Annotated in this window: 21 protein-coding genes; 10 read left to right on the plus strand and 11 right to left on the minus strand. The window is 69.5% G+C overall.

The features are described 5' to 3' along the window. Positions 1-123: 123 nt before the first annotated feature. From QSK25_RS39475 to QSK25_RS39495, 5 genes are all read right to left on the minus strand, one after another. A complete protein-coding gene (locus QSK25_RS39475; RefSeq protein WP_285646168.1) occupies positions 124-471 on the minus strand; it encodes a hypothetical protein in 348 nt (115 codons plus the stop codon). Between the two features lie 305 nt (positions 472-776). Beyond that, a complete protein-coding gene (locus QSK25_RS39480) occupies positions 777-1,544 on the minus strand; it encodes a GntR family transcriptional regulator (protein WP_285646170.1) in 768 nt (255 codons plus the stop codon). A 31-nt stretch (positions 1,545-1,575) separates the two neighbouring features. Beyond that, positions 1,576-2,406 (minus strand): glutamate ABC transporter substrate-binding protein, encoded by an 831-nt coding sequence (locus tag QSK25_RS39485; protein WP_285646172.1) that lies wholly within the window; start codon positions 2,404-2,406, stop codon positions 1,576-1,578. Positions 2,407-2,580: 174 nt separating this feature from the next. Then, entirely contained in the window at positions 2,581-5,226 is a 2,646-nt protein-coding gene (locus QSK25_RS39490) for a bifunctional acetate--CoA ligase family protein/GNAT family N-acetyltransferase (protein ID WP_285646174.1), read from the minus strand. Positions 5,227-5,232: 6 nt separating this feature from the next. Then, positions 5,233-6,405, minus strand: coding sequence for an acetoin utilization protein AcuC (locus QSK25_RS39495; protein ID WP_285646177.1), 1,173 nt, complete (start codon positions 6,403-6,405; stop codon positions 5,233-5,235). A gap of 78 nt (positions 6,406-6,483) precedes the next feature. Between QSK25_RS39495 and QSK25_RS39500 the strand changes: the two genes are divergently transcribed. Next, positions 6,484-7,089 carry a DUF3558 domain-containing protein gene (locus QSK25_RS39500; RefSeq protein WP_285646178.1) on the plus strand — a complete coding sequence of 202 codons (606 nt, stop codon included), beginning with the start codon at positions 6,484-6,486 and terminating at the stop codon, positions 7,087-7,089. Between the two features lie 26 nt (positions 7,090-7,115). Here QSK25_RS39500 and QSK25_RS39505 read toward each other — a convergent pair whose 3' ends face one another. Continuing rightward, positions 7,116-7,967 carry a sulfurtransferase gene (locus tag QSK25_RS39505; protein WP_285646180.1) on the minus strand — a complete coding sequence of 284 codons (852 nt, stop codon included), beginning with the start codon at positions 7,965-7,967 and terminating at the stop codon, positions 7,116-7,118. A 78-nt stretch (positions 7,968-8,045) separates the two neighbouring features. Here QSK25_RS39505 and QSK25_RS39510 point away from each other — a divergent pair, with 78 nt between their 5' ends. From QSK25_RS39510 to QSK25_RS39525, 4 genes are read left to right on the plus strand one after another with little or no spacing between them, the layout of a single operon-like run. After that, positions 8,046-8,741 (plus strand): iron-dependent transcriptional repressor DtxR, encoded by a 696-nt coding sequence (locus tag QSK25_RS39510; RefSeq protein ID WP_285646182.1) that lies wholly within the window; start codon positions 8,046-8,048, stop codon positions 8,739-8,741. After that, the gene (galK, locus tag QSK25_RS39515; protein WP_285646183.1) at positions 8,738-9,913 is read left to right on the plus strand and encodes a galactokinase; all 1,176 of its coding nucleotides are present in this window, start codon (positions 8,738-8,740) and stop codon (positions 9,911-9,913) included. Before QSK25_RS39510 ends, galK begins: the two co-directional genes overlap by 4 nt. 36 nt (positions 9,914-9,949) lie before the next feature. Further along, the gene (gene galE, locus QSK25_RS39520) at positions 9,950-10,912 is read left to right on the plus strand and encodes a UDP-glucose 4-epimerase GalE (RefSeq protein WP_285646186.1); all 963 of its coding nucleotides are present in this window, start codon (positions 9,950-9,952) and stop codon (positions 10,910-10,912) included. 6 nt (positions 10,913-10,918) lie between these two features. Beyond that, entirely contained in the window at positions 10,919-12,922 is a 2,004-nt protein-coding gene (locus QSK25_RS39525; protein ID WP_285646189.1) for a S9 family peptidase, read from the plus strand. Here QSK25_RS39525 and QSK25_RS39530 read toward each other — a convergent pair. Then, positions 12,892-13,932 carry a DUF4192 domain-containing protein gene (locus QSK25_RS39530; RefSeq protein WP_285646191.1) on the minus strand — a complete coding sequence of 347 codons (1,041 nt, stop codon included), beginning with the start codon at positions 13,930-13,932 and terminating at the stop codon, positions 12,892-12,894. The genes QSK25_RS39525 and QSK25_RS39530 overlap by 31 nt on opposite strands. 174 nt (positions 13,933-14,106) lie before the next feature. After that, positions 14,107-15,906 carry a Xaa-Pro dipeptidyl-peptidase gene (locus QSK25_RS39535; RefSeq protein ID WP_285646193.1) on the minus strand — a complete coding sequence of 600 codons (1,800 nt, stop codon included), beginning with the start codon at positions 15,904-15,906 and terminating at the stop codon, positions 14,107-14,109. 108 nt (positions 15,907-16,014) lie between these two features. Here QSK25_RS39535 and add point away from each other — a divergent pair, with 108 nt between their 5' ends. Continuing rightward, positions 16,015-17,016 (plus strand): adenosine deaminase, encoded by a 1,002-nt coding sequence (gene add, locus QSK25_RS39540; protein ID WP_285646195.1) that lies wholly within the window; start codon positions 16,015-16,017, stop codon positions 17,014-17,016. Further along, a complete protein-coding gene (gene cutA / locus QSK25_RS39545) occupies positions 17,013-17,327 on the plus strand; it encodes a divalent-cation tolerance protein CutA (RefSeq protein WP_285646197.1) in 315 nt (104 codons plus the stop codon). The genes add and cutA overlap by 4 nt, the downstream gene beginning before the upstream one ends. Here cutA and QSK25_RS39550 read toward each other — a convergent pair. After that, on the minus strand, positions 17,310-19,334 hold the full coding sequence (locus QSK25_RS39550; RefSeq protein ID WP_352236884.1) for a helicase domain-containing protein: 2,025 nt from the start codon (positions 19,332-19,334) through the stop codon (positions 17,310-17,312). The genes cutA and QSK25_RS39550 overlap by 18 nt on opposite strands. A gap of 291 nt (positions 19,335-19,625) precedes the next feature. On the opposite strand from QSK25_RS39550, the gene QSK25_RS39555 reads away from it, so the two are divergent. Genes QSK25_RS39555 through lspA form a run of 3 tightly spaced genes read left to right on the plus strand, consistent with a single transcriptional unit; the run spans position 19,626 to position 21,931 of the window. After that, complete coding sequence (locus QSK25_RS39555; RefSeq protein WP_285646202.1) at positions 19,626-20,924, plus strand: 6-phospho-beta-glucosidase; 1,299 nt, start codon at positions 19,626-19,628, stop codon at positions 20,922-20,924. A gap of 4 nt (positions 20,925-20,928) precedes the next feature. After that, a complete protein-coding gene (locus QSK25_RS39560; protein ID WP_285646205.1) occupies positions 20,929-21,396 on the plus strand; it encodes a YybH family protein in 468 nt (155 codons plus the stop codon). A 49-nt stretch (positions 21,397-21,445) separates the two neighbouring features. Next, positions 21,446-21,931 (plus strand): signal peptidase II, encoded by a 486-nt coding sequence (gene lspA, locus QSK25_RS39565; protein ID WP_285646207.1) that lies wholly within the window; start codon positions 21,446-21,448, stop codon positions 21,929-21,931. On the opposite strand, the gene QSK25_RS39570 is transcribed toward lspA, so the two are convergent. Then, the gene (locus QSK25_RS39570) at positions 21,903-22,568 is read right to left on the minus strand and encodes an endonuclease V (protein WP_285646210.1); all 666 of its coding nucleotides are present in this window, start codon (positions 22,566-22,568) and stop codon (positions 21,903-21,905) included. The genes lspA and QSK25_RS39570 overlap by 29 nt on opposite strands. Further along, positions 22,546-23,508 (minus strand): DUF3500 domain-containing protein, encoded by a 963-nt coding sequence (locus QSK25_RS39575; RefSeq protein ID WP_285646212.1) that lies wholly within the window; start codon positions 23,506-23,508, stop codon positions 22,546-22,548. Before QSK25_RS39575 ends, QSK25_RS39570 begins: the two co-directional genes overlap by 23 nt. Positions 23,509-23,528: the final 20 nt, after the last annotated feature.

Consider the following 23,528-nt stretch of genomic DNA (forward strand, 5'->3'; position numbering starts at 1 on the left):
GCGGCCTGGCCACACGCTATGACAAGTCACCACAAAGCTACGAGGCCGGGTTGCACCTACGCGCGGCGATCATGTGGTTGAAAACCTTGACTCCAACCACATGATCCGAACCTAAAACAGCTCCTAGCTGGGGAGTTCGCGGATCTCCATCTCCAGCACGTCGATCTCGTCGCTGATCGCCTCGTCCAGCATGTCGTCCAGCAACTTGCGGCACTCCGCCGACCCACACCGCGGCAACCCGGCGCCGAACCGAGGCACCTGCTCCCACCACACGGCGGGGTTGTTCCAGAACGACCCGGAGCCCTGGTCGACGCCTTCGAGGCACCGCAGCCTCTGGTCGGTCTCCGGAAGGGCGCGCACGAACTCGATGAACAACGCGAGCGCGTCCGGGTTGCTCACCGGGACCGCGCCGTAGCCGCGCAAGCAGTCTTCGAGTTCTGCGAGGAACTCCGCCTTGAAGGACACGGCCACCCCCGCTCCTCCGCACCGTTGCGGACGTCCTGAAGTTCGTCCCACCAACAGTACCTCCGCGACTTGAGCGGGGAACGAGTGCGAACGGGCGGTCTCTTCCTGTGCCCGCACGGGGTTCCGGTGACCCGCAGTCACTTCGTCCGCCGGTGTGGCGGCGCTCGCGTCAGCGCGGCCGAACGTCACTCTCCCGGACGCGCCAAGGAAGTCACGCAAAGTGCAGAGCGTTGTCCGTTGGGGCCCGAAAGGAATTCCCTCCACAGTGGACAGGGCACTGCGGCGGACAGGGCATCGCGGCGGGCCCGGGGTCAGCGTTCGGCGTGCAGCCTCGCGACGAAGCTGAAGCGGTCACCCCGGTACAGCGATCGGGCGCGTTCGATCGGGTGACCCTCGACGTCGTAGGAGACGCGGTGCAGCAACAGCATCGGCAGTGCCGGGTTCGTGCCGATCAGCAACGCCTCGCGGGGCGTGGCGAGCACCGTCTCGACCCGTTCCTCGGCCTCCGCGAACCGCACGCCGAGCCGTTCGGTGAGGCAGGCGTAGAGCGAGCCGGCGGGGTCGAGCTTGTCCAGCAGGTCCGGGAAGCGGGTCAGGCTGAGGTAGGTCGATTCGAGGCCGATGCGTTCGTCGTCGGCGAGCAGCACGCGTTCGAGGTGCAGGATCGGGTCGCCGGGTTCGAGCGTCAGGTCGCGGGCGAGGCCCTCGTCGGCGCCGAGTTCCTCGACGGTGATGACCGTGCGGTTCGGTTCGACGCCCTGACGGCGCATGCCCTCGGTGTAGCTGACCAGGGACAACGGCTGGACGAGCTTGGGCGGCGCGACGAACGTGCCGCTGCCCTGGCGGCGGATGAGCTTGCCTTCGAGCACGAGTTCGCTGACGGCCTGGCGGAGCGTGACGCGCGAGACGGAGAACCGTTCGGCGAGCTCGCGTTCGGACGGCAGGACGGTGCCTTCGCCGAGGTTCTCGACGAGGTCGAACAGTTCGGCCTTGACCGCGTAGTAACGCGGGACGCGGCCGTGTTCTGGAATGCCCGCGCGAACGGGTCGATCAGCGCGGTGCGGCGGGACGCGGTTCACGTGGCGTGAGCCTACGTGACGCCGCGTGTGATCACGGGGCCAGCTTCGGCGGGTCGGGGATCTTGTAGCCGGAAGATCCGATGTTCGCCTCGAGCGACTTGCGCCACGCGCCCGTGTCGATCATCTTCTGCATCGCGGCCTGGACCTTCGCCTTGCTGTCGGGGTCGTCGCGGTGCAGGCCGACGCCGTACTCCTCCTTGCTGAACGGGTCGCCGACGACCCGCAGGAGCTCGGGGTTCTGGGCGGCGTACCCGGCGAGCAGCACGTCATCGGTGGTGACGGCGTCGACGTTCTCCGCGAGCAGGGCCGTGACGCAGTCGCTGAACTTCGCGTACTCGACCATCTTCACGTCCTTCGCGAACTGGTCGCGGACGTACTCGGCGGACGTCGACCCCGCGGTGGAGCACAGGCGCAGGCTCGCGTTGAGCGACTTCGGGCCCTCGATGCGGTTCTCGTTCATGCGCACCAGCAGGTCCTGGCCCGCGACGAAGTAGGGGCCGACGAAGTCGACGATCTGCTTGCGCTTGTCGGTGATCGAGTAGGTGGAGACGACCATGTCGGCTTCACCGCTGGTCAGGAGCGTTTCCCGGTTGCCCGGCTGCGCTTCCCTCCAGGTGATGTTCTGCTCTTTGACGCCCAGCTCGTTCGCGATGTACTTCGCGACGTCGACGTCGAAGCCGCGGTAGCTGCCGTCGAGCCTGCGCACCGACAGTCCTGGCTGGTCGTACGACACGGCGATGACCATGCGGTCGTCGGAGCTGACCTTGCCGGCCATTCCGGTTCCGCCGCCGCCCGCGCAAGATGCGAGCAGGAGCACGGCGGCAATGGTCGCCACCAGGCGGAGAAGTGCTCTCGGCGTCATTCGTCCCTACTCACAGCGATTCTCAGCAACAACGCTTATTCCACGGGCGTGCGCCTGCGCACCTGGGAGGCGCTGCGTCGGCGATGCGGGAAACCTAAGCGCCGAAAGGACGCATGTCCATACCTCAACGCGAATGAAACATCGGAATCGTTGCGGTAACTCATCAGTAGCCGGTTACCGGAGGCGGCGTGGACCTGCGTCGTGCAGCGACGGCGGGGGTCCTACCACGATGCGCGCACTGCTCACGAAAGCCCCTGCGGCAGAAGCAAGAACCGGTTCGAGCTTCAACGACCGCACCTCCGGAAGGTCCTCGGCCAACGCCGCCAAACGGAGTACCAGTTCCTGAAGTGCCTTCAGGTCCGCGGGTTCGTCACCGCGATAACCGGTGAGCAACGGCGCTGCTTTCGGTGCGGCAACGAGTTCCGCCGCGTCGGTGTCGGTGAGCGGCACCGCGCGGTAGGCGCGGTCGCCGAGCAGATCGCTGACCAGTCCCGACAGTCCGAACCAGACCAGCGTGCCGAAGCTGGGATCGTCCTGCAGACCCAGGACGCAGCTGACTCCCTTGGGCGCCATGCGTTGCACGTAGACGCCGGTGTTGCCGGACAGCGCGGCGAGGTCGTGGTAGGCGGCCCGGACGGACTCCTGCTGGGCGACGTCGAGGCGCACGCCGACCAGGTCCGTGCGGTGGCGCAGGCGTTCGCTGGTGGCCTTCATGGCGACGGGGTAGCCGAGTTCGTCAGCAGCCTCGGCGGCTTCCTCTTCGCTGTGGGCGATGCGGAACGGGACGACGTCGATGCCGTAGCAGTGCAGCAGTTGCACGGCCTGCTCGTCGGTGAGCCTGCGTTCGGTGTCCGGACTGTCCACAATGGATCGAGCTCGGTCGGGGTCGATGCCCTCCGGCCGGACGAACGTCCCCTGCGGCGCGGCGCGCCAGCGGGCGTAGCGGACGGCCCTGGCGAGGGCGAGCACGGCGCGTTCGGGACTGGCGTAGCTGGGGATCCCGCCCTTGCCCGGAATCCGCAGCTCGTCGGGGACGCCCTCGACGGCGAGGAACGTCGACACGATCGGTTTCGCGCGGTGCGCGGCTTCGCGGATGGCGCGCGCGTAGGCGGTGCCGGGGACGGCGACCGGCGGCACGAACACGACGACGAGGGCGTCGGTGTCGGGGCGGTCGAGGGCCTCGCGGACGGCCTTCGCGAACTCCTCCGGCGTGGCCTGGGCGCCGACGTCGACGGGGTCGCCCGCGAGGTCCAGGTCCTGGGCGAGCAGGGTGTCGGCGGCGAGCAGGCCGATCGCGGTGGAGTTGCCGACGACGGCGACGCGCTTGCCCTTGGGCAACGGCTGGTGGGCGAGCAGCAGGGCGGTGTCGAAGAGCTGGGCCAGCGAGTCGACCCTGATCACGCCCGCCTGCTCGAACAGGGCCTGGACACTCGCCTCGTCGACCTTCGCGGCGGTGGCGGCGAGGCCGGGCACGACGGCGTGCCGCCCGGACTTCACCGCGACGATGGGCTTGGTGCGGCCGAGCCGTCGCGCGAGCCGGGCGAACTTGCGCGGGTTGCCGAAGGACTCCAGGTAGAGCAGGACGACGTCGGTCGCGGGATCGGTCTCCCAGTACTGCAGCAGGTCGTTGCCGGAGACGTCGGCGCGGTTGCCGGCCGAGACGAACGTCGACAGGCCGAGTCCCCAGCCGGCGGCGTTCGCGAGGATGGCCGTGCCGAGGGCGCCGGACTGGCAGAAGAAGCCCGCGCGGCCCCGTTCCGGCAGCTTGGGGGCGAGGCTCGCGTTGAGGCGGACCTTGGGGTCGAGGTTGAGCACGCCGAGCGCGTTCGGTCCGACGACGCGCATGCCGTGCGCTCTCGCCTCCGCCGCGAGTCTGCGTTCGGCCGACAGCCCGTCCGGCCCCGTCTCGCCGTAGCCGGAACTGACGACGACGAGCGCCTTCACGCCCTTGGCGAGACATCCGTCCATGACCTCGTCGACGCTGGCCGCGGGCACGGCGACGACGGCGAGGTCGACGTCGTCGGGGATGTCGAGCACGGTCGGATAGGCCCGCACGCCCCGTACGGCGCGATGTTCGGCGTTGACGGGGTAGACGGGGCCGTTGAAGTCGGCTTCGAGGAGGTTCTTGAGGACCGCGTGCCCGATCTTGGTGGGGTCGGTGGACGCGCCGATGACGGCGACCGACCTCGGATGCAGCAGGTTGTGCACGCTGCGCGCCTCGGCGGCCTGTTCCCGCGCCCTGGCGACCGCGACGGACTCGTCGGTCGGGTCGATCGCGAACTCCAGGTGCAGCACGCCCTCCTCGAACGCCCTGCTGACCTGGTAGCCGGCGTCGCGGAACACCCGCACCATCTGCCCGTTCTCGGCGAGCACCTCGGCCTCGAACCTCGCGAGCCCGACCTCCCGGGCCGCCGCGGCGAGGTGTTCGAGCAGGATGCTGCCGAGCCCGCGCCCCTGGTGCCCGTCCTCGACGACGAACGCGACCTCGGCGCTGTCCCCGCGGTGCCCCTCGCCCTGCAGCCGGTCGAACCGCCCGACCGCGACGATGTCGTCCCCGAGCAACGCGATGAGCGCGACCCGATCGCGGTGGTCGACGGTGCTGAACCGCTCCAGGTCCCGCTGTGGGATCCGCGGGTAGGGCCCGAAGTACCGGAAGTACCGCGTGCGTTCCGACAACCGCCCGTGGAACTCCCGCAGCTTCTCGCCGTCGTCCGGCGTGATGGGCCGCAGATGGACCGTTCCGCCGTCGCTCAGGACGACGTCGGCCTCCCACCGCCGCGGAAAGTCGAACGGATCCCTGCCCGGCGCGCTGTCCACCACTTTGTGTCAGTCCCTGGGGTCGTCGGGATCGAGTCCGTGCAACGGGAACACCGCACGACGCGTCTCGCGGATCGCCTTGTCCACCGGCTCCTCCACGTCCCCGCCCCACGGTTGGTACCCAGGGTCGCATCCGTCAGTCATGGACGCAGCCAAAGGCCACTCAGGTGCGATCCGTGTCGCATGAGCCATCCAGTCCGCGGGCAACGGCCGGTCGGGATCGACGTCCCGATCCAGCACGGTCGCCAACAGGTGCGTCCACGACCGGGGCACCACCCGCAGCAACTCGTACCCGCCCCCGCCCAACGCGAGCCACTTGTACCCGTGCTCGTTGACGAGGTCACGAAACGCCTGGTAGATCGCCCGGTGCCCGTCCACGCTCAACGACAGGTCCGCCAACGGGTCCTCCCGATGCGTGTCCACCCCGCACTGCGTCACCAGCACCTGAGGCCGAAACGCCCGCAACAGGGCCGGCACCGTCGCGTGGAACGCCCGCAACCACCCGCCGTCCCGAGTCCCGGCGGGCAACGGCACGTTCACCGCGCTCCCCTCGGCCCCGGCGCCCCCGACCTCACCGGCCCACCCGGTCCCCGGCCACAAACTCATCGGATGCTGGTGCAACGACACCGTCAGCACCCGCGGGTCGTCCCAGAACGCCGTCTGCACCCCGTCCCCGTGGTGCACGTCGACGTCGACGTAAGCGATCCGCTCCACCCCACTGCGCAACAACCACTCGATGGCCACCGCACAGTCGTTGTAGACGCAGAACCCAGCCGCGCTGTCCGGCATCGCGTGGTGCAACCCACCGGCGATGCTGACGGCCCGATCCACCTCCCCCGACGCGATGGCCCGAGCCGCCACCAACGACCCGCCCACCACCAACGCCGAGGCCTCGTGCATCCGCTCGAACACGGGGTTGTCCGCCGTCCCCAACCCGTGCCCGACGTCCCACCCGGCAGTAGGCGCGGCCTGCACGGCACTCAGGTACCCGGGCTTGTGCACCAGCTCGATCTCTTCGTCGCTGGCCGCCTCGGGCACCCTCAACTCCACACCGTCCAACACCCCGAGCGCGGTGGCGAGCCGCACCGTCAGATCGAGCCGGACGGGATTGAGCGGATGGTCGCCACCGAGGTCGTACGCGAGGAAGGACCTGTCCCAGACAACACCGGCTGGCTTACCCATGCCCAGCAACCTACAGTCGCTTCGCCACGGCGCACCTGGCCGGCGGAACCGATCTCACCGAACAGGGGTCAGAGGCGCATGCACCGGAGACCAGCGGCCGTACTCGCAGCACTGTGCCTGACCCTCGTCGCCGTCACGGGCTGCGCCGCGGAGGTCAAGGGCACCGCCACAGCCGACCCGAACGCCACCCAAGAGGCCGCCGACCCCACCACGACCTCGAGGAAGGCGCCGGCCAGCACCGCCAACTCCAAGCCGGCCACCCCCACGAAGCCGCACCAGCAGGGCGCCGTGAAGGTCACCACCAAGAAGAAGGCCACCGGCCTCGAAACCTGCGGCGTCCTCAAAGCGGCGGACATCGAAGCCGCCACCGGCGGCAAGTCCTCAGCGGACGGCGGCTGCATCCACACCACCACCGGCCCGTCCGCCGTCATCACCCAGATCGTCACGGTCCCGGACATCGCGGACCAGGACGGCGAGATGAAGCAGATCGAAATCGGCGGCAACACCGCCTGGCAGGTAGCCGCCTCTAAGGAGGACTGCCAGGTCACCGTCGTGCTGACCGACGACCCGACCGTCATCACCTCGGCCTTCTCGGTGAGCGTCCTGGCGATCGACGACCTGGACACCTGCGCCACCGCCCTCAAACTCGCCACCGAGGGCTTCAACCGGATCCCCAACGCCTGACCCCCAGCGGCACCACCACCCACAACTCAGCCGCCGGTAGCGACCTCCCGGTCCAACGCACACCAGTTGGACCACGACCCGGCGTACAAAGCGGCCGGCTTCTCCGCCGACGTCACGCCGGCAACCTCCAGCGCGAGCACCACGGACGAGGCGGTCACCCCAGACCCGCAGTACGCCCCGACAGCCACCCCGTCCGACACCCCGAGCCCACCGAATCGCGCGGCCAGCTCCTCAGCCGGAAGCCACCGCCCGTCCGCACCGACGTGCCCGGTGGTCGGCGCGTTGAGCGCACCCGGAATGTGCCCGGCCTTCGGGTCCACCGGCTCGGTCTCCCCGCGGTACCGAGCGGCCGCGCGAGCGTCGAGCAACACGCCGTCCCGCGCGAGCGCCGCCGCCCCGTCCGCGTCCAGCACCGGCATCTGCCCGGGCCGCACCACCACGTCACCAAGACCGTCCCCGGTCAGCTCGGCCGGCACCTCGGCGGTCACCGGCAGCCCGGCGGCCTCCCACGCGGCGAACCCGCCGTCCAGCACCGCCACCTCACCGAACCCGGCCCACCGCAGCAGCCACCACACCCGCGCGGCGACCGACCCGTCCCCCGCGTCGTAGGCCACGACCCGGCCACCCTCGCGCACGCCGGCGCGGCGCAGCACCTCCTGCAGGCGCTCCGGTTCCGGCAGCGGATGGCGGCCCCCGACACCGGGCGGAGCGGACAGCTCGGTGTCCAGATCCGCGTACACCGCGCCAGGCACGTGGCTGACCTCGTAGTCTTGGCGTCCGGGTGGTCCACCGAGACGCCACCGGACGTCCAGCACAACGGTGGCCGGGCGCTCACTCAGAGCGTCGGCGAGGGCCTCAGGAGTGATCAAGGGATGCACGGCTCACATCCTGCACCCGCGCGGACACCTGTGTCCCCCGGCACGACTACCATTGACACCATACGAAGGGGAGCGGGTGTGAACGACCTCATCGACACCACGGAGATGTATCTCCGCACGATCTACGAGCTTGAGGAAGAGGGCGTGGTGCCACTGCGCGCCCGCATCGCCGAGCGCCTCGGCCAAAGTGGACCGACGGTGAGCCAGACCGTGGGCCGCATGGAACGCGACGGCCTGGTGGTCGTGGCGGAGGACCGCCACCTCGAGCTCACCGAGCAGGGCCGCAACCTCGCGATCGCCGTCATGCGCAAGCACCGGCTCGCCGAGCGCCTCCTCGTGGACATCATCGGACTCGAATGGGAGCACGTGCACAGCGAGGCGTGCCGCTGGGAGCACGTGATGAGCGAGGCGGTCGAACGCAAGCTCATCAAGCTCCTCGGCAACCCCACCACCTCGCCCTACGGCAACCCGATCCCCGGCCTCGACAAGCTGGGCGACGGCGAGCCGGCGCCGCCCGCCGAGGCGGACCTGGTGCGCGTGGACGAGGTGGCCCGCCGCGGTGGCGGACGCGTCGAGGTGCGCCGCATCGCCGAGCACGTCCAGCTCGACCCGGACCTGATGGCCGAACTGAAGGACGCCGGCGTGGTGCCGGGCGGCACCGTGGAGGTCGAGGCGCTGGGTGGCGCCAAGGTCGTCCAGGTGCGCGGCGGCAACGGCAACTCCGCAGAACTCGACCCCGCGGTCGCCCACGCCGTCCTGGTGCTCGCCCGGTGACCCAGGCGACTACACCGGCGGCGAAGGCGGCCGAGGCGTTCCAGCGCCTGTACGGGCGCACGCCGGAGGGGGTGTGGTCGGCTCCCGGCCGCGTCAACCTCATCGGCGAGCACACCGACTACAACGACGGCTACGTGCTGCCGTTCGCGTTGCCCCACCGCATCGCGGTGGCGGCGTCGCCCCGTACCGACGGCGTCATGAAGGTCGGCACGATGGGCGACGACGGCGAGGTGCAGGAAGCGGACCCGGTCGTGGTCGCCGACCTAGTCCCCGGCACCGTCAAGGGGTGGGCCGCGTACCCCGGTGGCGTCGCCTGGGCCCTGCGCGAGCAGGGGATCCCCGTCACCGGCGGGGCGGACCTCGTCATCGCGGGCGACGTGCCCGCGGGGGCCGGTCTGTCCTCCTCGCACGCCCTGGAGTGCGCCGTCGCGCTCGCGCTGCTCGGCCTCGCCGGCGTCGACGCCGAGCGGCCGGACATCGCGCGCTGGGTGCAGCGTTCCGAGAACGACTTCGTGGGTGCGCCAACCGGCATCCTGGACCAGACGGCATCGCTGTGCTGCGTCGAAGCGCACGCGCTGTTTTACGACGTGCGGTCCGGTAAGCCGGAACAGGTCGCGTTCGACGCGGCTGCCAGCGGCCTCGAGGTCCTCGTCATCGACACGCGCGCGAGCCACGCCCTCGTCGACGGCGGCTATGGCGCCCGGCGGGCCGGCTGCGAACGTGCGGCCGGGATCCTCGGCGTGCCCGCGCTGCGGGACGTCGACATCGCGGAGCTCGACCAGGCGCTCGTCCGGCTGCCCGAAGACCTGCGTCCGCTGGTGCGGCACGTCGTGACCGAGAACGACAGGGTCCTGCGCACGGTCGAACTGCTCCGCGCGGGCCGGCTCGCCGACGTCGGCCCCCTGCTCTCGGGTTCCCACGAGAGCCTCCGGGACGACTACCGCGTTTCCTGCCTGGAGCTCGACGTCGCGGTCGACTCCGCGATGGCGGCCGGCGCGCTGGGAGCCCGGATGGTCGGCGGCGGTTTCGGTGGCTCGGCCATCGCCCTCGTGCCTGTCGAACGGCACGACGAGGTCGAGCGGTCCGTGCTCGCCGGCTTCGCCTCGCGCTCGCTCACGCGGCCGAGGCTTTTCACGGCGGTTCCGTCCGCGGGTGCGGGCAGGGACCGGTAGCGAAGAACGATCTTGACCAGGAATGCGAGGACTGTGGTGAAGCTGCTCGTCACGGGCGGGGCCGGATACGTCGGCAGTGTGTGCGCTGCCAGGCTGCTCGAAGCCGGCCACGAGGTGGTCGTCCTCGACGACCTCTCGACCGGCCACGAGGACGCCGTGCCCGCGGGAGCGCGCTTCATCCAGGGTGACATCGCCGAGGTCATCGGCGATGTCCTCGCGGAAGGGTTCGACGGAGTTCTGCACTTCGCGGCGAAGTCCCTCGTCGGCGAGTCCATGCAGGACCCCGGCAAGTATTGGACGGGCAACGTCCTTACCGCGATTGACCTGCTCGACGCGATGAAGGATCACGGCACGCCGAAGCTCGTCTTCTCCTCGACTGCCGCGACGTACGGCGAGCCGCGGGAGGTACCGATCCCCGAGACCGCTCCCACCTCGCCGACCAACACCTACGGCGCCACCAAGCTGGCCATCGACCACGCGATCACGTCGTACGCCGCGGCGCACGGCCTCGCGGCGACGAGCCTGCGGTACTTCAACGTCGCCGGCGCCTACGGCAGCATCGGCGAGCGGCACGCGACCGAGACCCACCTCATCCCGCTCGTGCTGCAGGTCGCGCTCGGGCAGCGGGAGCACATCTCGATCTACGGCGAGGACTGGCCCACCGAGGACGGCACCTGCGTCCGCGACTACATCCACGTCCTGGACCTCGCGGACGCCCACCTCCTCGCGCTGGAGAACGCCACCGCGGGCGAGCACCGGATCTACAACCTGGGCAACGGCACCGGCTTCTCGGTGAAGCAGGTCATCGACACCTGCCGCGAGGTCACCGGCCACCCGATCCCCGCCGTCGTCGCCCCCCGGCGCGCCGGCGACCCGGCCGTCCTCGTCGCCTCCGCCGAGAAGGCCCGCACCGAACTCGGCTGGAAGCCCGAGCGCGCGGACATCACCGGCATCGTCCGCGACGCGTGGGAGTTCACCCGCGCCCGGCACGGGGCCTGAGCCGGGATGACCGACTTCGCCTCCTTCGAGAGCTACAACGCCACCCCGCGGCTCGCGTCGCTCGCGCTGTCCCCGGACGGCACCCGGCTCGTCACGGTCGTGTCCACGCTCGCCGCGGACGGCAAGACGTGGCAGGGCGCGCTCTGGGAGGTCGACCCCACCGGCGAGCGGGAGGCCGTCCGGCTCACCCGTTCCGCCAAGGGGGACTCCTCCCCGGTGTTCGCGCCGGACGGATCGCTGCTGTTCCTGTCGGCGCGCCCCGACCCGCTCGCGAAACCAGGCGAGGCCAAGGACAAGAAGGCGCTGTGGCGGCTTCCGGTCCGCGGTGAGGCCGCCGAGGTCCTGCGGCCGGGTGGCGGAGTCGGTCAGGTGCGTGCCGCCGGCGACACGGTGCTGTTCACGTCGTCGGCGTACCGCTTCACGGAGTTCGGCGAAAGCGACGAAGCCAAGCGCAAGGCCCGCGAGGACGCCGGCGTGACAGCGATCCTGCACGAGTCGTACCCGATCAGGTACTGGGACGCGGACCTCGGCCCGGCCTACCCGCGGCTGTTCGCCGCTCCCCTCGCGGACGTCGGCGTCGACACGGTCGCCGCCCTGAGCGAGGACGCCGAGAGCAGGCTCAGCGACGAGGACATCACGCTCAGCCCGGACGGGAAGCTCGCCGTCTACGGCCACGACGTCGACGTCAGCGCCGCCTACGGCCGCCGCACCGAACTGCGGATCGTGGCGACGAGCGGCGGTGAGTCCCGCGCCATCGCCTCCGAGGAGGGTTTCTCCTTCTACGGCGCCGCGTTCACGCCGGACTCGTCCGCCGTGATCGCGATCCGGTTCCGCGAGTCCACTTCGGACTCCCCGTACCGGCGCGATCTGGTGCGCATCGACCTGGGCGACAACACGGTCACGCCAGTGGCGCCCGGCTTCCAGGAGGAGCCGGACCACCCGGTGGTGAGCCCGGACGGGTCCGCGGTGTTCTTCACCGCGAGCCATCTCGGGCACCAGCCGCTCTGGCGGCTGGACCTCACGACCGGTGAGATCACCAAGCTGACGGTGTCCGGTTACTACAGCGATCTGGTCGTGAGCCCGGACGGCAAGACGCTGTACGCGCTGCGCAATTCGGTCGACCACCCGCCGCAGCCCGTGCGGCTCGCCGCCACCGGTGCCGATCAGGATCCAGAACGGCTGCGGGCGCCCGGCGCCCTCCCGTCGGTGCCCGGCACGCTCACCGAGATCTCCACGGTCGTCGCCGATGGCCGGACGGTCCGTTCCTGGCTGGTGCTGCCCGAAGGCGCCTCCGCCGATTCCCCCGCTCCCCTGGTGCTGTGGGTGCACGGTGGTCCGGTCATGAGCTGGAACGGCTGGACCTGGCGCTGGAACCCGTGGCTCATGGCCGCCCGGGGCTACGCCATCCTGCTGCCCGACCCCGCCCTGTCGACCGGCTACGGGCCGGACTTCATCAAGGCCGGCTGGGGCCGGTGGGGTGCTGAGCCCTATACGGACCTGATGGCTATCACGGACGTCGCGGTCGAGCGGGCCGACATCGACGCCTCCCGCACCGCCGCCATGGGTGGCTCCTTCGGTGGCTACATGGCCAACTGGATCGCGACTCAGACCGACCGGTTCCGCGCCATCGTCACGCACGCCTCGCTGTGGCACCTCGACGCCTTCTCCGGCGGCACCGACAGTTCCTACTTCTGGATGCGGGAGATGGGCGACCCCCTCACGCAGCCGGAGCGGATCCAGGCCAACTCCCCGCACCTGCGGGTGGCCGACATCAAGACCCCGATGCTCGTCATCCACGGGGACAAGGACTACCGGGTTCCCATCGGTGAGGGACATCGCCTGTACTTCGACCTCGTCCGCCACGGGGTGAAGGCGAAATATCTTTACTACCCAACTGAAAACCACTGGATTCTCACCCCCGGCAACTCTCGGGTCTGGTACGAGACGGTGTGGGCGTTCCTGGCCGAGCACGTGCTGGATCAGGACTGGGAACGACCCGAACTGCTCTGACCGCGGGAAAGCAGCAGGCGGGCGCTGTCCATGCACGTCGCGGACAACGCCCGCAGGTCCGAGGGCGGGAACGCGGAGCTGACCGCGCTGCGGATCAGGCTGCTCAGGGCGTGGCCTGGGCAGGCCTCGTCCGCGGCGTCGAGCGCGATGGACGCGACACCGCCGTCGCCGCGCTGGTAGGCGTAGAACGCGAGCAGGGCCGCCGGCTCCGCTCGTTCCGGTGCCGGGCAGGTCCTGGTGAGTTCGAGCCACAGCCGTTCCGCGAGCCTGGACCTCGCCTGTGTCGCGAACCCGATGCTCGCGTCCCTGACCTCGGGCATCGCCAACGCTCTCGTCAGCGCGACGATCTCCTTGTCCGGCAACGGTCCCTTGCGGTGTTCGACGGCGTCGATCGCGTCACTCACCCGACGCAGTTCGGTGCCCGGGTCGGGGTCTTCTTCGACGGTCATGAGCTCGTCGAGCAACGCGGATCTGCGTTCCAGCGCTTCCGGCGGATCCAGCGCGGCGATCGCGGCCAGGGCGGCACGCGACTCGAACGTCACGTTGCCCTCGTGCGCGGACGCGGCGGCGAGAGCGGACAGCTGGGGATCCGGCAACGTGCCGCGGCAGTCGATGTCGAGATAGCAGAGCCACTGCGCGTCTTTCTGACACGACGGCAGCCACACGGCCTCGACGACGTCGATGCCGACACCGCCCAGGCGATTTCTGAGCGTGGTGACCAGCTGCTCGTGCGGCAGCTCCTCGGGCATGTTCTCCGAGGGTGCGCTCACGACGGCGAGGATCACTTCCGCCGCGTTGTGTTCGAGCAACGGGCCTTCCAGCTGAGCTGCCAGGTATCCCCTATGTCGCGGTCTCGGCAGGTCGACGCGCATGGTCATGCTGACCATCTCGTCCTGCAGCACCAGCACGACGAGCGAGTCGGCCGGGTGGAACCCCATCAGGTGCGGGATCGCGGCGTAGAGGTCGCCTGCTCCGCGAACGCGGATGGGTTTCGGGAGGGTTGAGGGCATGGGCCCACTGTGGAGCATGGGGCGGGGTTGGGGTCCGGGGTCGGCGCGGAGCTGTGGACAAGTCAGCGGGTGTGGACAGGTTGAGATCTTGGAAGGTTCGGGAACCGGGGTTTGTCGGGGGTTGCTGCTAGGGTGCCGCGCTTCGGTCTCGGGAGACCGAAGCGCGGCACCACCTCAGAACGATTGGAACAGCGTGCGCCAGCCGCCGACGACCGGCAGTTCCACCGACGTCCGGGTGAGGTCCAGCGCGAGACCCGCACCCGGCTGGGGGCGCAGGGTGTAGTCGTAGTCGCTGGAGATCACGACGAACTCGAGCCGGTGCCCGGTCTGCAGGACGTAGTCGTCCGGCACGATCGGCACCTCGACGTCGTAGAACTTGCCGGGCTTGATCGGCGTGGTCCTGTCCGGCCGTTCACGGTTCTGCGGATCGGTCGAACCACGCGTGATGACGTGCGACCTGCCGTCCGGGGCGCGGTCGACGAGCAGCGTCGTCACGTTGGCCGCGGGGCGGTCGAACGCGAGGCGCAGGTTCGCCGTCGACTTGCCGGACAGCCGCACCGGCTTCTTCGCCGCCTCCGAGGTGTAGGAGAGGCGGTTCGGCGAGGTCGCCAGGTCGATCAACGACTCTGCCGTCTTCGTCGCGTCGTCGGTCAGCTTCTCGACGCCGCGGCCGGGCAGGACGCCGAGCCCGCCCTTGGTGGCTCCCCCGGCGGACAGGCGCAGCTTGACGTCGGACGTGCCGGGCGCCGGCCAGTCCTTCTCGTCGACCCATGTCTTGTCCTCGCGCTGGATGGTCGCCTTCGGCTCCTTGTCGACGCCGTTGCGGTGACCCCACAGGTACTGCGTGAACCAGCGGTTGAGCGTGCGCCGCCATTCGACCGAACGCAGCGTGTCGGCGTCGGTGTGACCCGACTGGTGCAGCCAGATCTTGTGCGGCGCGCCGACCTTCTTCAACGCCGAGTACCACTGCTCGACGTGCGTCATCTTGACGTTCCAGTCGTTGAGCCCGTGCACGGCGAGCACGGCCGCGCGGACCTTGCGGACGTCGTTCATGTAGTTGCGCTTGTCCCAGAACCGGTTGTAGTCACCGGTGACGCGGTCCTGGTCCTTGGCGATCTCGGCGATGATCGGTTTGCAGATCTCGCGGTCCGCGCGCGTGTAGACGTACTCGGCGAGCACGTCGGCGTCCTCGCCCTGGAACGTGCCGGGTGCAACGACGGCGCCGTCCGCGCGGTAGTAGTCGTACCAGTTGGAGATGGCGGCGATGGGCACGATGGCCTCGAGGCCGCGGACGCCGGTGGAGGCGACGGCGTTGGGCAGCGTCCCGTTGTAGGAGACGCCCATCATTCCGGTCTTGCCGGTGGACCAGGTCGCCTTGATGGCTTCGCCCGTGGCGGTGCGTGCGGATGCACGGCCGTTGAGCCAGTCGACGACGACACGTGCGCCGATCGTCTCGTTGACGTCGCCGGTGGTCGGGCAGCCCGTCGACTTGCCGGTGCCGAGCGATTCGGCGTAGACGACGGCATAGCCGCGTGCGATGAAGTACGCCTCGTAGCGGCCGGAGGTGATCGGGTTCGGGCCGAGCGCGGCGGTGATGCGTTCGTCGGAGGAGGACTTCAGCAAACGGCCGTTGCGCTTGTCGGGCACGTACAGCTCGACGTCGACGTTGTGGTTGGCGACGTCGTTGCCGCCCGAGAAGTACGGGCTGACCATGTAGACGACGGGAACCTTGAGGCCGCGTTCGGTGGCGCGAGGCCGGACGACCTCGGTGTACACCTCGTCGTCCTTGCCGTCACGGTCGCTGTCGACCGGTGCGCGGACCCAGAAGCTCTCCTTCACCACGTCCTTCGGGTCGAAGACGGGTTGCGCCTCGCCGTCGGAGAACACCGGCCCTTCGGCCGCGTTCGCCGTCGCGGGCAGGAATGGCAGGACCAGCACCGCTGTCAGCAGTGCAACTCTTCGTGCGCCCCTCACGAGGCACCCCCAATGCGGAAGCCAGAGACAGGGATTCGCCCTGCACCCTCTCCTTTGACTGCAAGACATGTCACCCGTCGAACGGCCCTTGACCTGAGAGCATGGACCGTGCACATTTCCGACTTCGTCCACGCGTTGCCGAAGGCCGAGCTGCACGTCCACCTCGTGGGCGCCGCCTCCGTCGACACCGTCCTCACGCTCGCGCGGAACCACCCCGACGGGCGCGTGCCGGTCGATGAGGCGGAGTTGCGGAAGTTCTACGAGTTCACGGACTTCCGGCACTTCATCAACGTCTACGGCGTCGTCAACGACCTCGTCACGACCGGCGAGGACGTGCGCACCCTCGTCGTCGGATACGCCCGTGACGCCGCACGGACCAACGTGCGCTACGCGGAGTTGACGATCAGTGCGACGAGTCATCTGCGCGCGGGCATCGCGCCTGACGAGCTCGTCGAGGCCTTGCGGGCGGGGCGGGAAGAGGCACTCGCGGCGCACGGCGTCGAGTTGCAGTGGATCTTCGACGTGCCCGGCATCTGGGATCGCGACTGGGGTGTGACGAGTGCGCGGTTCGCGACCGAGTACCGGCCGGAGGGGTTGGTCGGGTTCGGGCTGGGCGGGTTCGAGTCGGATTCGCCGCGGGCGAACTTCCGCGAGGCGTTCGCGATGGCGCGGGACGCCGGGTTGCACATGGTGCCGCACGCCGGTGAGACGACGCCGCCCAGCGAAATCTGGGCCGCGTTGCGTGATCTGCGTGCCGAACGGATCGGGCACGGCGTCAGCGCGGTGCGGGACCCCGAGTTGGTGAGGCACCTGGCCGACGAGGGCGTCGTCGTGGAGGTGTGTCCGACGTCGAACATCCGCACGGGTGCGGTGAGGTCGTTGGACGAGCACCACCTGCCCCGGCTGGTGGAGGCCGGGGTGCCGGTGGCGATCAGCACCGACGACCCCGGGATGTTCCACACCGATCTCGATCGCGAGTACCTGATCTGTCATGAACGGTTCGGGTTCGGGCGTGACGAGCTCGCCGGCCTCGCGCGGGCGGCGGTGCGGGCGTCGTTCGCGCCAGTGGAGCTGAAGGACCGGATGCTGAAGGAGATCGACGCGCTGTGAGTGGTGTGTGCGTGGTGACGACGACGGTCGATTCCGTCGAGGCCGCCGAGTCGCTGGCGAAGGGGATCGTCGAGGCGCGGTTGGGCGCGTGCGTGCAGATCGTGCCGATCCGCAGTGTCTACCGGTGGGACGGAGAGGTGCGCGTCGACGCGGAGTGGCAGTGCGTCGTGAAGACGACCGCTGTCCGCGCCGACGACCTCGTCGCGCACATCAAGGCGCAGCACACCTATGACGTGCCCGAGGTCGTCGTCACCCCCGTGGCCGGGGGCAACGACGACTACCTGGCGTGGGTTTCAGAGGAGACCTCGTAGGCGACGGGGTAGCGGTTCGGTGTGCAAGACGCCCAGTCTTTGCGTCGCCCTCGTCAACGCCACGTACAGCTCGCTGGGCGACATGCGTTGTGGTTCGACGACGAGGACGACGTCGAACTCCAGTCCCTTCGCCGCGCGCGGCGGCATCCAGCCTTCGCCGATGACGGCGATCGTGCGGTTGGTGTGTGTCTCGGCGTGTGCGTCGAGTTCGTCGTGGACGGCGGACGCGATGTCGGTCACGCGGCGGGCCCACGGGCTCGTACCGGCTTTGCGGACCGAGACCGGTGCCGACGCGTCGGGGTCGACGAGTTTCAGGACCGGGGTGGCGACGGCCATGATCTCGCCAGGGGTGCGGTAGTTGACCTCGAGGCGGCGGTAGGTGAAGCGGTCGAACACCGATCCCCAGCTGCGGACACCGCCGGCAGCCTGGCGTTGGGCCAGGTCACCCACGACGGTCATGGACTTGTTGGGGCATCGGCGCAGCAGGACGCGCCAGTCCATCGCGGACAGTTCCTGTGCCTCGTCGACCACGACGTGGCCGTAGGTCCACGTGCGGTCGTCGGCGGCGCGTTCGGCGAGGGTTCGGTGGTCGCGCGTCTCGTGTCTCGCGGCCAGCACCTCGGCGTTGACGAAGTCGGTGACGATGTACTCGTCGGAGTCGGCGCGTTTGTCGATGGACAGGACGTCCATGACGCCGCGGGCGTATTCGAGGTGTTCCTCTTCCTCTCGTTTCGCGGCGCGCTCGGCGGTGCCGTCGGAGCCGAGGAGGTCCGCCAGTTCGTCGAGCAGGGGGACGTCGGACACCGTCCACGCCTCGGCGTCGGGGCGGTACAGCTCCGGGGCGCCGATGCGGAAGCAGCGGCCCCCGTACAGGTCGGCGAGGAGTTGTTCGGGGGTGAGGAGGGGCCAGAGCCGGTCGACGGCATCGCGCAGGACCTGGCTGTGGCGGAGTTCGTGGCGGACGTCCTCCTCGATCTCCGGCCAGTCGACGCCGATCAGGCGCAGCGCCGGCGCGACGAGTTCCTCGGCGAGTGCGAGGAAGAAGTACTTGCGGGCGGCGTTGTGCGGGAGGCCGTAGTAGCGGGTCTTCTCCCTGGCGACGGCGGCGATATGCGCGTCCAGGGGGACGACCACGTCCTCCAGTTCGATCTCGATCGGGTCGTCGGGGAGTTCCTGGCGGTCGGCGACGGCCACGGCCAAGAGGTCCAGCACCGATGTGTCGCCTTTGAGCCGTTGTAGCGGCGGGGTGTCCTCCAGGTCTGTCGTGACGCCGGGGTAGAGCTCGCCGGGTGTCGCGAACACGACGTCGGTCTCTCCCAGGGAGGGCAGGACGTCGCCGACGTAGCGGAGGAAGCCGGTGTTCGGGCCGACGATCAGCACGCCGTGCCGGGAGAGGCGTTCACGGCGCGTGTACAGCAGGTATGCCACTCGGTGCAGTGCCACGGCGGTCTTGCCTGTGCCGGGGCCGCCCTCGATGACCAGGACGCCGGGGCCCGAGTAGCGGATGATCTCGTCCTGCTCGGCCTGGATGGTGGAGACGATGTCGCGCATCGTCGCGGTGCGCGGCGCGTTGAGGGCGTCGAGCAGTGCTGTCGTGTCGGTCAGCAGTTCGTCGTCGTGGAAGTCGCACAGTTCCCGGTCGCGGACGCGGAAGTGCCGTCGTAGTACGACGCCCTCCGGGTTCGCGGCGGTCGCCGTGTAGAACGGGCGCGCCGCGGGTGCGCGCCAGTCCAGCAGGAGTGGTTCGAAGTCGTCGTCGAAGAGCCCGACGCGGCCGATGTAGGTCTGGTCGCCCCTCTCCGAGTCGATGCGGCCGAAGCACAGTCCTTCCTCGGCCGCGCGGTACTTGCCCACTTCCCTGGTCAGCAGCTCGACGAAGGCTTCGCGGTCCAGTCGCTGGGTGACGGTGTCCCGCAGGACGGCCGCGAGGTCGGCGGCCGCTTTGTTCCGTTCTTTGTCGAGCCTTTCATACAGAGAGGTGATCCGTGCCTGTTCGCTCGCCAACACCTTGCCCCCTGTGATACAATAATTCTGTCTTCCCGGAAAATTCATTCCGAAAATGCAAAGCCATTCTTTGTATCACACTCCAGTCGTGCGCGGAACCCGTTGAGCGATCCCGCGACTGAGTCGCCGCACCCACTCCTACCAGCGATAAGTCGCGTTGGTCTGCTGTCCGCGCGGACTTGAGAAGTCGACTTTCCAGACCGTTGTTGTTCGTCGTCCGCCGCACCTGGAAATGTTAGATTCGGCTGGGCGGAGCACACTGCTGGGAGAGACCGGAATGGACGTGGTCGAGGCATGAAGCTGGTCATCCTGGGTGGGGGCGGCTTTCGCGTGCCGCTCGTCTACCGCGCGTTGCTGGCCGATCGTTCGCCCGGCCGCGTGACCGAGGTCGTCCTGCACGACCTCGACGCCGCCCGGCTGTCCGCGATCGGCGGTGTGCTGGCCGAACTCGCAACCGATGTGCCGGACGCTCCCGTCGTGACGACGTCGACGGACCTCGACGAGGCGGTGCGCGGGGCGGACTTCGTGTTCTCGGCGATTCGCGTCGGCGGGCTCGAGGGGCGGGCGGCCGACGAGAGCATCGCGGCGGGGTGTGGTGTGCTCGGGCAGGAGACCGTCGGGGCCGGGGGCGTCGCGTACGGGTTGCGCACGGTGCCCGTCGCCGTCGACATCGCACGCCGTATATCGGTGCACGCGCCGGACGCGTGGGTCATCAACTTCACCAACCCCGCCGGCATGGTCACGGAGGCGATGTCGGCACACCTCGGGAACCGCGTCATCGGCATCTGCGACTCCCCCGTCGGACTCGGCAAGCGGGTCGTGCGGGCCGCCGGTGCCGATCTCGGCGACGCGTGGCTCGACTACGCCGGTCTGAACCACCTCGGCTGGTTGCGGGGTGTTCACGTGGGTGGGCGCGACGTGTTGCCGGACCTGCTCGCCGACACCGCGCGGCTGGAGTCGTTCGAGGAGGGCAAGCTGTTCGGGGCCGAGTGGCTGCGGACGTTGGGGGCCATCCCGAACGAGTACCTGCACTACTACTACTTCACGCGTGAGGCCGTGGAGGCCGGTGCGTCGCGCGGGGCGTTCTTGCTGGAACAGCAGAAGCAGTTCTACGCGGCGCCTTCGTGGGAGAGCTGGGAGCGGACCCGTCTCGAACGTGAACAGACCTACATGGCGGAGACGCGTGAGGACGAGCGGGACGCTGACGACCTTGACGGCGGCGGCTACGAACGGGTCGCGCTCGACCTGATGCACGCGATCGCGTCGGACAAGCGGGCGACGTTGATCCTCAACGTGCCGAACAGGACGACGTTGTCCTGTCTCGACGCGGACGCCATTGTCGAGGTGCCGAGTCTCGTCGACGCGAACGGCGCGCGGCCGGTGTCGGTCAGTCAGGTGCCGGACGAGGGCGTCGGACTCGTCACGGCACTCAAGGTCGTGGAGCGGGCGACCATCAAGGCGGCCATCAGTGGTGAGCGTGCGCACGCGGTGAAGGCGTTGGCGTTGCATCCGCTCGTCGACTCCGTCGGCGTCGCCCGCAAGATCGTCGACGCGCATCCGCTCCTGGCGGGGGTCTTCGGCGCTACCTTCTGAGGTCGTGGACGACGACCTGGTCCGGCAGCTCAACGACGACGTCTGGCACCCGTTCCGGCTGGCTTACGGGAAGTTGGACGCGCCGGCGTTCCTGAGCCTGTACTCGCCCGACCTGATCCGGGCGGGTGGGCCGGCGAAGGAGGTGCTCGGGTACGCCGAGTTCGCGGCTCAGACGGAGTCGTGGTTCGCCGAACTCGCTGAGCGTGGCAGTGCGGTGAGCATCTCGTTCCGGTTCGTCGAGCGGATCGTGGCGGGTGACGTCGCGAGCGAGCGGGGCATCTTTCAGCTCGTGGCGACACGTGCGGACGGTGACGGGCGCACGTTCTATGGGCGTTTCCACACGTATTCGCGGCGTACGGACGGACGGTGGCGCATCTGCGTCGACTACGACACCAACGAGCGGTCGGAGACTTTGGAGGAGGAGTTTCAGGCCGCTGCGGCGGTCGACGACGTCGACGCGTTCAGGGCGTGACCAGGGTCTGATGCCGAGTGGTGGTGTTCTTAACTACGCTCGTCGGCAAATGGACACCACCACCTCTCGCCGCGTGCCACTCGTCGTGGGCATCGCCGTGCTCGTGCTGCTGCTGGACCAGGCCACGAAGTTCTGGGCCGAGAGCGCGCTGACCGGCCGCGCGCCCATTCCCGTGCTCGGGGAGTTCCTGCAGTTCAGGCTCCTCTACAACCCCGGTGCCGCGTTCTCGATCGGTGCGGGGTCGACGTGGATCTTCACCATCGTCGCCGCCGTCGCCGTCGTGATGCTCGCCCGGTACGGGATGCAGCCGCAGACGAAGCTGCGGGCGGCCGCGCTCGCGTTGATGCTGGGCGGTGCGACGACGCACCTGCTCGACCGGCTGTTCCGGCCGCCGGGGTTCGCGCGCGGGCACGTCGTCGACTTCATCGACTACAACGGCTGGTTCGTCGGCAACGTCGCGGACATCGCGCTGGTCTGCGGGGCGATTCTGCTCGTGCTGCTGAGCTTCACCCCGACGAAGCAACCCGCCTCGTGAGCGTGTCGGCGCGGCGGGTCGTCTCCGGCAGCCGGTAGCGCGGGGCGAGGCGCAGCACTTCGGCGCACGCCCGGTCGAGGTCGATCTTGTGGCCGACCGACACGAAGACGGGCTTCACGCCGTCCTGCGTCCTGAGCGCCTTGCCGACGACCTCGTCGCCGTCGTCGCCGTCCATGACGAGGTCGCTCGTCGAACCGCGGGAGTGGCCGGGTGGCTCGAACCCGCCCATCGCGTTCTTGGCGACGCCGATGCTCGGGATGCCGGTGTGCACGCCGAGGTGGCAGGCCAGGCCGAACCGGCGCGGGTGCGCGAGGCCCTGGCCGTCCGCGACCAACAGGTCGGGTGCGACGGTCACCTGATCGAGCGCTCGCAGCAGCACGGGCATCTCGCGGAAAGCGAAGAGCCCGGGGATGTATGGGAAGTCGGTCTTGTCCTCGACGACGACCTCGTCGAGGACGGCCAGGGTCGTCGCGTCGAACACCACGCAGACGCCGACGACGGCGTCGTCGCCGCGGTAGCCGACGTCGAGGCCGGCGGCGGTGTCGATGCGCAGGCCGGGTGCGCTGGTGGTGATCACCTGGGTGCGCAGGCGTTCCTGCGTCGCGACGGCGTCGTCAACCGTTCTGGGCCACTCCACGGGCGACAGTGTGCCGTGACGTGTCGTAGTGGGCGGCGAGGAGGTCGTCGCCGAAATCACCCGAGTGGCGACGCCAGACGGTGTGGACGTGGTTGGCCTCGTTGGCCGTGTTGTCGTACTCGATGAGCAGGTCCGGGCCCTGGACGCGGTAGTAGTGGCCCTCGCCCCGGCGCAGCGAGCCCTCCCACGAGAAGTGCAGGCGTTCGGGGTCGAGGCGGTCGAACTCCTCGTCGGCCAGTTCGTACGAGAGCCGGTCCAGGTAGAGGCGGACGATGTCGACGAACAACTCGGCGGCGGGTTTGCCCAGTTGGGCCGGCGTGACGCCCACCGGTTCGGACGGGCTGACGCGCGGCGCGTTGCCGGTGCGGATGTCGTGGGGCGCGGTGTCGGCGACGACGGCCAGGCGGCGGGCGGTCGGGCCCATGCGGTCGAGGAGTTCGCGGGCGAGTTCCTCTTCGAGCCGGAGCGGCTGGCCGACGACGCGGCCGCGGTAGGTGACGCGGGCCGGGTTCGCTCCCAGGAAGAACGGGGTCGCGGAGACGCGGCCGTCGGCGACGACGACGTTCACCGACAGGTGGTGACCTTCGACGCGCCAGCCCCACGGTTCGTCGCCGGGCGTGCCGAAGAGGACCGTCCAGTAGTCGCCCTGATGGCGATCGCGGTGGCCGCCTTCGCGGTGGTCGAGCACGTCTTCCAACGCCATCACCGCCGCCGCTTGCGCGTGGGCGTGGGGGCTGAGGACGGTCGCGAGCATGCCGTGGACCGCTTTGCGCTGGTCGCGCTGGAGGTCGTTGAAGGCCAGTCCGGGGCGGGTGCCCGGGGTGTACGCCCACCGGTGGCGGAGGTCGTCGTCGGTGACCGCGCGGATCGCTTCGTCGCGCTCGTCGGCGGCGAGCAGATTGATGTATCGGCGCGTGGCGTCGGCGACGTCGTGCAGCATCACTCGAACTTATCGGCCTT

Origin of the sequence: Lentzea sp. NBRC 102530 (genome assembly GCF_030269365.1) — a bacterium.
In the GTDB taxonomy this organism is placed as follows: domain Bacteria; phylum Actinomycetota; class Actinomycetes; order Mycobacteriales; family Pseudonocardiaceae; genus Lentzea.

Bases quoted from the DNA above. Each gene is read 5' to 3' on its own strand.
- QSK25_RS39485 (WP_285646172.1), bottom strand. From the start codon at position 2,406: ATGACGCCGAGAGCACTTCTCCGCCTGGTGGCGACCATTGCCGCCGTG.
- QSK25_RS39495 (WP_285646177.1), bottom strand. From the start codon at position 6,405: ATGGGTAAGCCAGCCGGTGTTGTCTGGGACAGGTCCTTCCTCGCGTAC.
- QSK25_RS39500 (WP_285646178.1), top strand. From the start codon at position 6,484: ATGCACCGGAGACCAGCGGCCGTACTCGCAGCACTGTGCCTGACCCTC.
- QSK25_RS39525 (WP_285646189.1), top strand. From the start codon at position 10,919: ATGACCGACTTCGCCTCCTTCGAGAGCTACAACGCCACCCCGCGGCTC.
- QSK25_RS39530 (WP_285646191.1), bottom strand. From the start codon at position 13,932: ATGCCCTCAACCCTCCCGAAACCCATCCGCGTTCGCGGAGCAGGCGAC.
- QSK25_RS39555 (WP_285646202.1), top strand. From the start codon at position 19,626: ATGAAGCTGGTCATCCTGGGTGGGGGCGGCTTTCGCGTGCCGCTCGTC.
- lspA (WP_285646207.1), top strand. From the start codon at position 21,446: ATGGACACCACCACCTCTCGCCGCGTGCCACTCGTCGTGGGCATCGCC.
- QSK25_RS39575 (WP_285646212.1), bottom strand. From the start codon at position 23,508: ATGCTGCACGACGTCGCCGACGCCACGCGCCGATACATCAATCTGCTC.